12 protein-coding genes and 1 tRNA gene are annotated in these 12364 nt (G+C 72.6%); 6 read left to right on the top strand and 7 right to left on the bottom strand.

Going from position 1 to position 12364, the window contains the following annotated elements:
• The first annotated feature begins 119 nt into the window (after positions 1–119).
• Positions 120–623 (top strand): hypothetical protein, encoded by a 504-nt coding sequence (locus ACWDYJ_RS15690; RefSeq protein ID WP_451566080.1) that lies wholly within the window; start codon positions 120–122, stop codon positions 621–623.
• Positions 624–640: 17 nt separating this feature from the next.
• Here the strand turns inward: ACWDYJ_RS15690 and ACWDYJ_RS15685 are convergent, their stop codons facing one another.
• A complete protein-coding gene (locus tag ACWDYJ_RS15685; RefSeq protein ID WP_451566079.1) occupies positions 641–1315 on the bottom strand; it encodes a pentapeptide repeat-containing protein in 675 nt (224 codons plus the stop codon).
• Between the two features lie 90 nt (positions 1316–1405).
• Between ACWDYJ_RS15685 and ACWDYJ_RS15680 the strand changes: the two genes are divergently transcribed.
• Positions 1406–2398 (top strand): zinc-binding dehydrogenase, encoded by a 993-nt coding sequence (locus tag ACWDYJ_RS15680; RefSeq protein WP_451566129.1) that lies wholly within the window; start codon positions 1406–1408, stop codon positions 2396–2398.
• 11 nt (positions 2399–2409) lie between these two features.
• Here the strand turns inward: ACWDYJ_RS15680 and ACWDYJ_RS15675 are convergent, their stop codons facing one another.
• The gene (locus ACWDYJ_RS15675) at positions 2410–2895 is read right to left on the bottom strand and encodes an N-acetyltransferase family protein (RefSeq protein ID WP_451566078.1); all 486 of its coding nucleotides are present in this window, start codon (positions 2893–2895) and stop codon (positions 2410–2412) included.
• Positions 2896–2956: 61 nt separating this feature from the next.
• Between ACWDYJ_RS15675 and ACWDYJ_RS15670 the strand changes: the two genes are divergently transcribed.
• Entirely contained in the window at positions 2957–4336 is a 1380-nt protein-coding gene (locus tag ACWDYJ_RS15670; protein ID WP_451566077.1) for an NAD(P)/FAD-dependent oxidoreductase, read from the top strand.
• A gap of 83 nt (positions 4337–4419) precedes the next feature.
• On the opposite strand, the gene ACWDYJ_RS15665 is transcribed toward ACWDYJ_RS15670, so the two are convergent.
• Both ACWDYJ_RS15665 and ACWDYJ_RS15660 read right to left on the bottom strand, forming a co-directional pair.
• A tRNA-Thr gene (locus ACWDYJ_RS15665) sits at positions 4420–4497 on the bottom strand.
• Positions 4498–4600: 103 nt separating this feature from the next.
• Positions 4601–5290 (bottom strand): hypothetical protein, encoded by a 690-nt coding sequence (locus ACWDYJ_RS15660; RefSeq protein WP_451566076.1) that lies wholly within the window; start codon positions 5288–5290, stop codon positions 4601–4603.
• Positions 5291–5446: 156 nt separating this feature from the next.
• Here ACWDYJ_RS15660 and ACWDYJ_RS15655 point away from each other — a divergent pair, with 156 nt between their 5' ends.
• The 3 genes from ACWDYJ_RS15655 (at position 5447) to ACWDYJ_RS15645 (ending at position 7994) form a co-directional block, all read left to right on the top strand.
• Positions 5447–6538 (top strand): ABC transporter ATP-binding protein, encoded by a 1092-nt coding sequence (locus tag ACWDYJ_RS15655; protein ID WP_451566075.1) that lies wholly within the window; start codon positions 5447–5449, stop codon positions 6536–6538.
• 198 nt (positions 6539–6736) lie between these two features.
• Positions 6737–7150, top strand: a complete 414-nt coding sequence (locus ACWDYJ_RS15650) for a hypothetical protein (protein ID WP_451566074.1) — start codon at positions 6737–6739, stop codon at positions 7148–7150.
• 61 nt (positions 7151–7211) lie between these two features.
• Positions 7212–7994, top strand: a complete 783-nt coding sequence (locus ACWDYJ_RS15645) for a nucleotidyltransferase family protein (RefSeq protein ID WP_451566073.1) — start codon at positions 7212–7214, stop codon at positions 7992–7994.
• Positions 7995–8104: 110 nt separating this feature from the next.
• Here the strand turns inward: ACWDYJ_RS15645 and ACWDYJ_RS15640 are convergent, their stop codons facing one another.
• From ACWDYJ_RS15640 to cysS, 3 genes are all read right to left on the bottom strand, one after another.
• Positions 8105–9637, bottom strand: coding sequence for a DoxX family membrane protein (locus tag ACWDYJ_RS15640; protein WP_451566072.1), 1533 nt, complete (start codon positions 9635–9637; stop codon positions 8105–8107).
• A 177-nt stretch (positions 9638–9814) separates the two neighbouring features.
• A complete protein-coding gene (rlmB, locus tag ACWDYJ_RS15635; RefSeq protein WP_451566071.1) occupies positions 9815–10786 on the bottom strand; it encodes a 23S rRNA (guanosine(2251)-2'-O)-methyltransferase RlmB in 972 nt (323 codons plus the stop codon).
• Between the two features lie 95 nt (positions 10787–10881).
• On the bottom strand, positions 10882–12282 hold the full coding sequence (gene cysS / locus ACWDYJ_RS15630) for a cysteine--tRNA ligase (protein ID WP_451566070.1): 1401 nt from the start codon (positions 12280–12282) through the stop codon (positions 10882–10884).
• Positions 12283–12364: the final 82 nt, after the last annotated feature.

The following is a 12364-nucleotide window of genomic DNA, read 5'->3' as shown; positions in this document are numbered from 1 at the left end:
CCCGCCCGGCACCCCCGCAGGGGCAGGGCGGGGCGGGGAGCAGCGCCGCGCAGCGGCACCCCAGCCACCGACACCCGCCCGGCACCCCCGCAGGGGCCCGGCATGACACCATCACCTACGTGCTCGACATCGGCTACTCCCTCTCCCGGCGCTTCCCGGACCCCCCGCAGACCGACTACCGCTCCGCGGACGTCCGGACCCTGCGCCACGACCTGTTCTGCGGTGACGTCTACCTCGCCGACACCGACAAGGACCGGGAAGTATCCACAGCCTGGGGATGGGTGCCCGTACTCGACTTCGCCTGGGCGCTCTGCGACATCGTCGAGCAGCTCGACCAGGACCCGCGCGGCAGCCGCTCCGCGAACCGCCAGTACGCCGAACTCGACTTCACCGAGTCCAGCGACCGGATGCTCTTCCAGCGCCGCTTCGGCTGGGTCGACATCGAGGCGGACTGGATGGCACCCGAGGACGAGCCGCTGACCTTCAGCCACCGCCTCCTGCGCCGCGAGGCGCGCGACTTCCTGCACGACCTCATCGCGGACCTCGTCGACATGCACGACGGCCTCGCCGACAACCCGGTCATCTGGACGCTCCAGTCCCGCTTCCCCCGCGTCCCGGCCTAGCCCGGCCGGCCCGGCACCTACCCCACCACCCGCACCCCCATCCGCGCCGCCAGCGCCGGTGCCAGGTCGAACAGCTGCGCCGGGCTGATCACGGCCCCGGCCAGCGACTCCACCCCGCGCGCGATCCCCAGCTCGGCCGCCTCCCGTAGATCCACATCCGTCATCCGTACGCCGCTGAAGTCGACTCCGCGCATCGTGCAGTCCCGGAACTCCACCCGCTCCAGCACCGCGCCCCCGAAGTCCGGCTCCACCAGCACGCAGCCCTCGAAGACCACGTCCTTCAGTCGTGCCTCCCGCAGGTTCAGGTAGTCGATCTTGCCGCCCTGTACGAGGACCCGCTCCAGCACCGCCCCGTGCATCTGCACCCCGCCCAGCCGGGCCTCCCGCAGCTCCACGTCCCGCAGCGAGGCACCGGACAGGTCCGTCCCCACCCCCCGGACGCCCTCGATCACCGTGTCCATGAACCGCGCCTTCGCCAGCCCGGCCTCGTCCAGCGCGCACCGCCGCAGCGCGCAGTCCATGAACCGCGCCCCGACCCCCTCCTGCCCCACCAGGTCGAGATCCGCGAACTCCAGCCCGTCGTAGTCCCCGTCCGGCTCCAGCTCGCCGCCCTCCCACGCCGCCAGCTCCGGCAGCCGCACCTGCGGCCGCCGCGCCGCCTTCACCGCCCGCTCCTGCCCGTTTCGCACCATTCCCCCATCCTGACGCACCCCACTGACAACGCCCCTTGACCTCAACCACGGTTGAGCCCCGAGGCTCACGTCATGAACACCATGACCACCATGAACGCCGTCCGCCTCCACGCCTTCGGCCCCGCGGAGAACCTCTCCTACGAGACCGCCCCCGCCCCCGTCCCCGCCGCGGGCCAGGTCCGGATCGCGGTGGCCGCCGCCGGTGTGCACCTCCTGGACACCGCGCTGCGCCAGGGCGACAAGGGCCCCGCCCCCGCCCTCCCCGAACTCCCCACCATCCCGGGCCGCGAGGTCGCCGGCACCGTCGACGCCCTGGGCCCCGGCACCGACCCGAGCTGGCTCGGCCGCCAGGTCGTCGCCCACCTCGGCTTCGCCCCCGGCGGCTACGCCGAGTACGCCGTCACCGACGCCCACCGCCTGCACGCCGTCCCGCCCGGCCTCGACCCCGCCGAGGCAGTCGCCATGATCGGCACCGGCCGCACCACCCTGGGGATCCTCCAGTTCGCCGACCTCGGACCGGACTCCGTCGCCCTCGTCCCCGCCGCCGCGGGCGGCATCGGCACCCTGCTCGTCCAGTACGCCAAGAACGCCGGCGCCACCGTCGTCGCCCTCGCCGGCGGCCCGGCCAAGACCGCGCGGGCCGCCGCCAACGGCGCCGACCTCGCCCTCGACTACACCGCGCCCGGCTGGACCGACACCGTCCGCGCCCACTACCCCGACGGCGCCACCGTCCTCTTCGACTCGGTCGGCGGCGCCACCGCCCGTACCGCCCTCGGCCTGCTCGCCCCCGGCGCCCGCCACCTCGTCTTCGGCTGGTCCGGCGGCCCGCTCGACCTCACCGACACCGAACGCGCCGAGCTCACCGCCCGCGGCATCACCACCCGCGGCGTCCTCGGCCCCGCCATGCTCGAAGCCGTCGGCGCCCCCGACCCGCTCCGCGTCCTGGAAACCCGCGCCCTCGCCGAAGCGGCCACCGGCCGCCTGCGCCCCGCCCTCCAGCGCTACCCGCTCGCCGAAGCCGCCGCCGCCCACCACGCCCTGGAGACCCGCGCCACCACGGGCAAGGTCGTCCTGGAACCCTGAACCCCTACGCCCTACGCGGCCCCGTCCCCGGCCCCCAGCCGCGCCAGCGCCCCGTCCGTCAGCCGGTACGCCGACCACTCCTCCTGCGGGCGCGCACCCAAGGCCTCGTAGAAGGCGATCGTCGGCTCGTTCCACTTCAGCACCGACCACTCCAGCCGCTCGTACCCCCGCTCCACGCACGTCCGCGCCAGCTCCGCCAGCAGTGCCTTCCCGTACCCGCCCCCGCGCGCGCCGGGCCGTACGTACAGGTCCTCCAGATAGATGCCGTGCACCCCGCGCCACGTCGAGAAGCTCAGGAACCAGACCGAGAAGCCGACCACCTCCCCGTCCTCCGTCTCCGCCACGTGCGCGTAGACCGCCGGCCGCACCCCGAACAGCGCCTCGCGCAACTGCTCCTCGGTGGCGCGCGCCTCGTGCGGCACCTTCTCGTACTCGGCAAGCTCGCGGATCATCGCCCGGATGGCGGGGACGTCGGCGACTTCGGCGCTACGGATCATCCCCGCACCCTAAGACGCCCGCCCCTGGACACCCCCGCACACCCCCTGTACCAACTCCCCCATGACGATCAACGGCGGCATCTCCTTCTGGTACGCGACGGACACCACCGGCCCCCCGCCCCCGCGCGCCCCCCTCACCGGCGACGCCACGGCCGACGTCGTCATCGTCGGCGGTGGCTACACCGGCCTGTGGACCGCCTACTACCTCAAGCGGTCCGCACCCGACCTCCGCGTCACCGTCCTGGAGCAGAAGTTCTGCGGCTACGGCGCCTCCGGCCGCAACGGCGGCTGGCTCTACAACGGCATCGCCGGCCGCGACCGCTACGCCGCCCTGCACGGCCACCGGGCCGCCCTCCGCCTCCAGCAGGCCATGAACGACACCGTCACCGAGGTCATCGACACCGCCGCCAAGGAGGGCATCGACGCCGACGTCCACCGCGGCGGCGTCCTCGAAGTCGCCCGCACCCCCGCCCAGCTCAGCCGCCTCAAGGCCTTCCACACCGCCGAACTCGGCTTCGGCGAGAGCGACCGCGAGTTCTACGACGCCCCCGCCACCCGCGCCCGCATCGCCATCGCCGACGCCGTCGGCTCCAGCTGGACCCCGCGCGGCGCCCGCATCCACCCGCTGAAGCTCGTCAAGGGCCTCGCCGCCGCCTGCGAACGCCTCGGGGTCGTGATCCACGAGTCCACCCCCGTCACCGAGGTCGCCCCGCGCCGCGCCCTCACCCCCTACGGCACGGTCCGCGCCCCGTACGTGCTGCGCTGCACGGAGGGCTTCACCGCCGCCCTCAAGGGACACAAGCGCACCTGGCTGCCGATGAACTCGTCGATGATCGCCACGGCCCCGCTGTCCCCGGAGACCTGGGCCGCGCTGGGCTGGTCGGGGCACGAGGTGGTCGGCGACATGGCCCACGCCTACATGTACGCCCAGCGCACCGCCGACGACCGCATCGCGATCGGCGGCCGCGGGATCCCGTACCGCTTCGGCTCGCGCACGGACCACGACGGACGCACCCAGCCCGCCACCATCGCCGCCCTGACCACCCTCCTGACGTCCTTCTTCCCCCAGCTCACCGGCACGGAGATCACCCACGCCTGGTCGGGCGTCCTCGGCGTCCCCCGCGACTGGTGCGCCACCGTCACCCTGGACCGCACGACGGGCCTCGGCTGGGCCGGCGGCTACGTCGGCTCCGGCGTCGCCACCGCCAACCTCGCGGCCCGCACCCTGTGCGATCTGGTCCTGGAGAACGACACGGAGCTGACGACCCTCCCCTGGGTCGACCACCGCGTCCGCCGCTGGGAGCCGGAACCCTTCCGCTGGCTCGGCGTCCAGGCCCTCTACGCCGCCTACCGCGAGGCCGACCGCCGGGAGACGGCCACCCACCGCCCGACGACCACCCCCCTGGCCCGCCTGGCCAACCGCATCTCGGGCCGCCACTGACCCACACAAAAAGGCCCCGGGCGATCGCCCGGGGCCTGCCACTTCTCTACGAATCCCCGAGCCAAAAAGCCTCTGACCTGGGATGGAGCCTCCTGTCGGATTCGAACCGACGACCTACGCATTACAAGTGCGTTGCTCTGGCCGGACTGAGCTAAGGAGGCATGACCCGACCCGCAAACCCGCTGCGCGCGGAGCCGCCATCACTCTACACAGCGCCCGATTCCCCGAGCCATCACATTGAACCGCCATCCGCCCGCCGAACGGTCAGTCCCCCGCCGGGTATCCGATCCGGGACACCGCGCCCGCCAGGGCGGCCAGGTCCGCCGCCGGATTCAAGGCCTTGACCACCGGTTCCGTGAGGGGGTTGAGGGCGAAGACGTGGCGGACGGCATCGATGTCGACGGGCCGCTCGTGGTAGTCCTCGGCGAAGTCGCGGTACGCCTCCGGTGTGCCGGCCACCAGGACCCCGAAGAGGTCGTCCGCGCCGTCGGCGTAGCCGTACGGGTCGTCGGCGGGGCACTCCACCGGGCCCGTACGCCACGCCCCGTCCCCCGTCTCCCGCCAGAACACCACCGTCGCGCGCGGCACCGGACACCCGCCGTCGTCGTCGCAGAACGCCGGCTCCGTCACGTACGGCCGGAACACCTCCGGCACCGCGTCCACCAGCCCCGGCCAGACCTCCATGTCGTCGTCGCCGTACGGGCTCATCGAGGACTCGTGGGCGAAGCCGCGCGCGTAGGCGCCCGCCGGGGAGAAGACGATGGCGTAGTCGTCGCCCGAGCCGTTCTCCATGAGGGCGCACTGCTCGGTGTCGGACCAGGCCGCGTCGTACGTGAAGTAGGCGTAGGAGGAGTCCATCACCGCCTCCAGCACGGCCAGCGCCCGGCAGCGGTCGCGCAGGGTGGTGATGTCGGGCAGGGCGGGGAGGATGTCGTAGACGCTCACGCCCCGCATGGAACCACCCCGCACCGACAATCGCGGCCGCCCGGGTGCTGACAGAAGTCCCGGTTCCCGGTAGCGTCGGGCGGAAGTCCCGTCACTGGACTAGACCCATTCTCCTTCCACTCGGATCGTCCGGCACGTTCCTGCCGGTAGAAGGGATCCATCACCATGGCTTCTGTCACCTTCGACAAGGCGACCCGGCTGTACCCCGGCGGCGACAAGCCCGCCGTCGACCAGCTGGAGCTGGAGATCGAGGACGGCGAGTTCCTCGTCCTCGTCGGCCCCTCCGGCTGCGGCAAGTCCACCTCCCTGCGCATGCTCGCGGGCCTGGAGGACGTCAACGGCGGTTCCATCCGCATCGGCGAGCGCGACGTCACGCACCTGCCGCCCAAGGACCGGGACATCGCGATGGTGTTCCAGAACTACGCGCTCTACCCGCACATGTCCGTCGCCGACAACATGGGCTTCGCGCTCAAGATCGCCGGCGAGGACAAGGCCACCATCCGCCGCAAGGTGGAGGAGGCGGCGAAGATGCTGGACCTCACCGAGTACCTCGACCGCAAGCCGAAGGCGCTCTCCGGCGGCCAGCGCCAGCGCGTCGCCATGGGCCGTGCCATCGTGCGCAAGCCGCAGGTCTTCCTCATGGACGAGCCGCTGTCGAACCTCGACGCCAAGCTCCGCGTCTCCACGCGCACCCAGATCGCGGCGCTCCAGCGCGACCTCGGCATCACCACCGTGTACGTCACGCACGACCAGGTCGAGGCCATGACCATGGGCGACCGGGTGGCGGTCCTCAAGGACGGTCTGCTCCAGCAGGTCGACACTCCGCGCAACATGTACGACCGCCCCGCGAACCTATTCGTCGCCGGCTTCATCGGCTCCCCCGCCATGAACCTGGTCGAGGTCCCGATCACCGACGGCGGCGTGAAGTTCGGTGCCAGCGTCGTGCCCGTCTCGCGCGAGGCGCTGTCCGCCGCCGCCGACGCGGGCGACAGCACCGTCACGGTCGGCGTCCGTCCCGAGCACTTCGACGTCGGCGACACGGGCGGCCTGACCATCACCGTGAACGTCGTCGAGGAACTGGGCGCCGACGGCTACGTCTACGGCACCGCCTCGGCCGGCGGCGAGAAGGGCCAGGACATCGTGGTCCGCGTGGGCGGCCGCCAGGTGCCGGAGAAGGGCTCGACCCTGCACGTGGTGCCGCGCGCCGACGAGATCCACGTGTTCTCGACGTCCTCCGGTGCCCGCCTCTCCGGCTGACGGCACCACCGGGGAAGGGGCGTCCCGCCAAGGGGCGCCCCTTCCCCGGCAGTTGGATCCGGCGCCACGTGAAAACCCCGGCAGACCGGGCCATTCGGCCGCACTCGTCAACCCTTGATTCGAAAAGTCACCTCGAACCGTCCCCCGACCGGGTGACTGAATGTCGCCAAATCTTCACCGAGCGCTACTCTCGCCCTCGTGACCCACACTGCCCGCCGTATCGGCCGTTCCCTCGCCCTGGTCCTGCCCGTCGTCCTGGTCCTGTCCGGGACCCTCGCGGTCACCATGGTCCCCTGGGCGGACAACACCCCGTCCCAGATCCTGACCGCCTCCGCCGAGGACGTCTCCGTCCCCGCGAAGCCGCGCGCCGCGCACGAAGTGCTGCGCGACAGGCTGCTCGGCGAACTACAGCAGGGCCAGGAGCCGGGTGCCGTCCTCACGCACCTCCAGCAGGAGGTGAACCGGCGGCCCTCGCTCGCCGAGCACTGCGTGGGCATCGCGCGGGCGCTGGGCCGGGCCGCCGTCGACGTCTACGGACCCACCAAGGCCCAGTCCTTCGCGCGCCCCGTGTGCGACACCTCGTACGCGGCCGGCGTCGCCTCGATGGGGTGACGCATCGGGCGCGCGCCGCGTCCCGCACCGCGGCGGCCGGGCCGTCCCTACGCTGGCGGCCATGACCGACGTTCCCCCCGGACCACCTCAATCCACCTACCGCGCGGCCGCGTTCCCGGCCTCGCCCACCCAGGCGCCCACCCAGGCGGTCGTCCTGGCGGGCGGCCAGGGTGCGCGGCTGCGGCCGTATACGGACGACCGGCCGAAGCCGATGGTCGAGATCCCGGGGACGGGGCTGCCGATCATCGGGCACCAGCTCGCGTGGCTGGCCGCCGAGGGGGTCACGGACGCCGTGGTCTCCTGCGGGCATCTCGCCGAGGTGCTCCAGGAGTGGCTGGCCGGGGCTCCGCTGCCGCTGCGCGTGACCACCGTGGTCGAGGAGGAGCCGCTGGGGCGCGGCGGCGGACTCAAACACGCCGCCCGGCACCTCCCGCACGGGGACCGGCCCTGGTACGCGACCAACGGCGACGTGTGGACCCGTTTCCCGCTGCGCGAGATGGCCGCCTTCCACGAGGAGCGGGGGGCGACGGCCACGCTGGCCCTGGCCCGGCCGCGGATCCCCTGGGGGGCGGTGGAGACCGACGAGTTCGGGCACATCCTGGACTTCATCGAGGCGCCACCGTCGCCTTATCTGATCAACGCCGGGGTGTACGTCTTCAGCCCCGAATTCGCCGCGCTGCTCCCCGACGTGGGCGACCACGAGCGCACCACGTTCCCGCGTCTGGCCCGTGAGCGCCGCCTGGCGGGCTTCCCGCTGCCCCAGGGGGCCTACTGGCGGGCCATCGACACCGTGAAGGATCTGACCGAGGCCGCAGGGGAGTTGGCCGCGCAGAACGCCGTCTGAGCCCCCGGCACGTGGCGGGATCCGCTACGTCTCCCCGTGCCCCGGCATGCGGAAGGGCCCGGCACGCTCCTGCGCGCCGGGCCCCTGTACCTCGTGAGGGTGCGGTGCGGTCAGCCCAGCAGGCCGCCGACCAGGCCGGGCTTCTTGGTCGGGGTGTCCCCGCCGCCGCTGCTCGAGGACGTGGCCGGGGGCCGCTGCGGGCTGGACTGGCGCGGCGTACTGCTCTTGGGGGCCTGGGTGGCGCCGGTGCCGCTCCTGGTGGCGCTGGGCGCCCCCGAGCCGGTACCGGTGGTCTCCCGGGCGGTCCCGGTGCTGGTGCGGCCCGGCGTCGCGGCCGGCTCGGAGGCTGCGGCCGAGGGCGAGGCCTGCTTCGAGGGCTGCTGCCGCGCCGGTTCCGGCTGCTTGGAGGGCGCCTGCGGCAGCGGGCTGCCGGGCAGGTAGTTGCTCGGAGCCTCGCCGGGGCCGGGCACGGTGACGACGGTGGTGGAGCGGACGGCCCCGCCGAGGAGCGACCCGACGAGCAGGGTGAGCCCGCACACGACGGTGGCCATGACGGCCCCGCGCCGCAGGACGCGCCGGCGCAGCCGCCAGATCTCGGAGCGCGGGCCGAGCGTGCGCCAGGCCTCGCCCGCGAGCCGCCCGTCGAGGGAGTACACCGGCGCGCCCGCGATGATCAGCGGGCTCCAGGCGGCGAGGTAGATGATGTCGGGCGCGTCGTAGGCGGGGACGGTCTTCCAGCTCACCGTCATCAGCAGCGCGGCGGACAGCAGCGCGCCGATGCAGGCGGCGAACCGCTGCCACAGCCCGAAGACCGTCAGCACGCCCACGATGACCTGGAGGAACGCCACGCTGAGCCCGGCTCCGACCGGGTGCGCCAGCGCGAAGTCGCGCAGCGGCTCGGCCAGCGCCCAGGGCTGCAGGGTCTGGAGCCAGGTGACCATGGAGCCGCGTTCGCCGCCGTCGAAGTAGACGGGGTCGCACAGCTTGCCCATGCCGGCGTAGATGGAGATGAAGCCGAGGAAGACGCGCAGCGGGAGCAGCACGACACCGAGGTTCATCCGGCGGCCGGGGTAGTAGGAGGCCTGGCCGCGCGTGTCGCCGGCCCGGCGGCTGTCGGCGCCGGACGCGCCGCCGCCGCCGTACGGCCCTTCGTACGGCTCGTACGCCTCGCGCGGCAGGTCCCGTACGGCCGCCAGCGGGCGGGTCTCGTCCGGGTCGCCGTAGGTGCGCTGCTGGCCGATGACGGCCGGCGTGGCGAGGGTGTCGTCGGCGAGGTCGTGGGCCAGGTCCACGCGGGGGATGACCTGGGTGGCGCCGCCGTCGTACTCGTCGGGGCCGCGCCCGGCCTCGCGTACGGCCTGGAGGAGCCCGCCCATGGCGGCGCCGTCGCCGGGGGCGGATTTGCCGCTCCAGACGACGGGGGATCTGCGGCGGCCCGCTCCGGCGGCGGCGACCACGGCGGCGCCGAGCAGCGGTGCGCGGCCCGGGGCATTCGCGGGCTTGGAACGCGCGCTCGGGCTCGGTGCGAGCCGCACGCGGAAGCTGGCGTGGTTGACGATGACCTGTGCGGGGTCGCACGGCACCTTGACCATGCTCAGCGCGGGCTGGTCGTCGAACCCTGACGTTCTGGTGTCCACACTCATCTAACCGAGTGATCAGTGTTTAGGACACTGCCTTGACATCAGGGATCTGTCCGAGACCCGTCAAGATCAAGTCACCCCGCCCAAAACGGGCGGGGTGACACGCTCACGGGTCACTTTCCGTGAGCCGAATGGATCAGGCGCGGACCGGACGCGGACCGGACACGGATCAGACGCGGATCAGACGCGGCCGGCCACGGCGCGGCGGCGGGCGGCCTCGTAGAGCACGACGCCCGCGGCGACACCGGCGTTGAGCGACTCGGCGCCGCCCGGCATCGGGATGCGGACGAGGTAGTCGCAGTTCTCGCCGACGAGGCGGCCGAGGCCCTTGCCCTCGGAGCCGACGACGATGACGACCGGGCCGCCGAGCGCGTCCAGGTCGTTGACGGTGTGCGTGCCCTCGGCGGCGAGGCCGACGATGGTGATGCCCGCCTTCTTGTAGTCCTGGAGCGCGCGCGTCAGGTTCGTCACGCGCGAGACCGGGGTACGGGCGGCGGTGCCGGCCGAGCTCTTCCAGGCGCCGGCGGTCATGCCGGCGGCGCGGCGCTCGGGTACGACCACGCCGTGGCCGCCGAAGGCGGAGACGGAGCGGACGATCGCGCCGAGGTTGCGCGGGTCGGTGACGCCGTCGAGGGCGACGATCAGCGGGTCCTCGCCGTTGTCGTACGCGGCGGCGGTGAGGTCCTGCGGGTCCGCGTACTCGTACGGCGGGACCTGGAGGACCATGCCCTGGTGGTTGAGCCCGTTGGTCATCCGGTCGAGCTCGGGGCGCGGGGCTTCCATCAGGTTGATGTTGCCGCGCTCGGCCGCGAGCTGGAGGGCCTCGCGGACGCGCTCGTCGTTGTCGATGAACTGCTGGACGTAGAGCGTGGTGGCCGGGACTCCGTCGCGCAGCGCCTCGAAGACCGGGTTGCGGCCGACGACCATCTCGCTGGTGCCCTTGGCACCGCCGCGGCGCGGGGCCGGGCGGCGCTTGGCGGCCTGACGGGCCATCGCGTTGCTGATGCGGTTCGCCTTGTGCTTCTTGCGGTCCTCGGCCTTGGGCGTCGGGCCCTTGCCTTCCAGACCCCTGCGCCGCTGGCCACCGCTGCCGACCGTCGCGCCCTTCTTGTTGGACGTGCGGCGATTCCTGCGCTGGCTGTTCCCGGCCATGACTTCTACCTGTTTTCGTTGATGCTGCGGTATGTACGTATGAAGAGTGTCCCGCCCGGAGGTCCGGGCGGCACACCAAGTTCAGCGGCCGGGGCTCAGCGGGGGCCGAGCGTCCAGCGCGGGCCCGTCGGGCTGTCCTCGACGACCAGGCCGGACTGCTGGAGCTGGTCGCGGATGGCGTCGGCGGTCGCCCAGTCCTTACGGGCCCGGGCGGACTCGCGCTGTTCGAGGACGAGGCGTACGAGGGTGTCCACCGCGCCGTGGAGCTCTTCGCCGCGGTCGCTCTCGCCGGCCCAGTGCGGGTCGAGCGGGTCCAGGCCCAGGACGTCCAGCATGGCGCGCACCTCCGACAGACGCGCGATGGCCGCGTCCTTGTCGTCGGCGGCGAGCGCGCTGTTGCCCTGGCGGACGGTGGTGTGGACGATGGCCAGCGCCTGCGGGACGCCCAGGTCGTCGTCCATCGCCTCGGCGAAGGCGGGCGGCACCTCGGCCGCCGCCTCGACGGTGCCGCCGGCCTTCTCGATCACGCGCTGGTAGAAGCCCTCGATCCGCGCGAAGGCCGACTCGGCCTCGCGCAGCGCCTCCTCGCTGTACTCGATCATCGACCGGTAGTGCGGGGTGCCGAGGTAGTAGCGCAGGACGATCGGGCGCCACTGCTTGACCATCTCGGAGACGAGCACCGAGTTGCCGAGGGACTTGGACATCTTCTCGCCGGCCATGGTGACCCAGGCGTTGTGGACCCAGTACGACGCGAAGTTGTCGCCGTAGGCCTTGGCCTGGGCGATCTCGTTCTCGTGGTGCGGGAAGACCAGGTCCAGGCCGCCGCCGTGGATGTCGAAGGCCTCGCCGAGGTACTTGTGCGCCATGGCGGAGCATTCGAGGTGCCAGCCGGGACGGCCGCGGCCCCACGGCGTCTCCCAGGAGGGCTCGCCGGGCTTGACGGACTTCCACATGGCGAAGTCGCGGGCGTCGCGCTTGCCGGTCTCGCCGGTGCTCTCGGGCTGGCGGATGTTGTCCAGCTCCTGGCCGGAGAGCGAGAGGTAGCCGGGGAACGACTTCACGTCGAAGTAGACGTTGCCCTCGGACTCGTAGGCGTGGCCCCGTTCGATCAGGCCGCGCATCATCTCGACCATCTCGGTGACGTGTCCGGTCGCGCGCGGCTCGTAGGTGGGCGGGAGGCAGCCGAGGACGTCGTAGCCGTCGTTGAAGGCGCGCTCGTTCTCGTAGCCGATGGACCACCAGGGGCGCCGCTGCTCGGCGGACTTCGCGATGATCTTGTCGTCGATGTCCGTGACGTTGCGGATGAAGGTCACGTCGTAGCCGCGGTACGCGAACCAGCGCCGCATCATGTCGAAGTTGAGGCCCGACCTGATGTGCCCGATGTGCGGTGCGGCCTGCACGGTCGCGCCACAGAGGTAGATCGAGACGCAGCCCGGAACGATCGGGGTGAAGTCACGGATCTGCCGGGCGCTGGTGTCGTACAGGCGAATAGTCACGGCATCCAGGGTAGTGCGCCTCTAGCAGTGCCCCGCGACCCTTTCGGGACCCGGGGGGTGGGTTTGCCGCCGAAGCGGTGCG

The organism is Streptomyces sp. NPDC003042 (genome assembly GCF_053591315.1).
The sequence above is the reverse complement of the archived record's forward strand: the minus strand, read 5'-3'. Positions and strand labels throughout refer to the sequence as shown.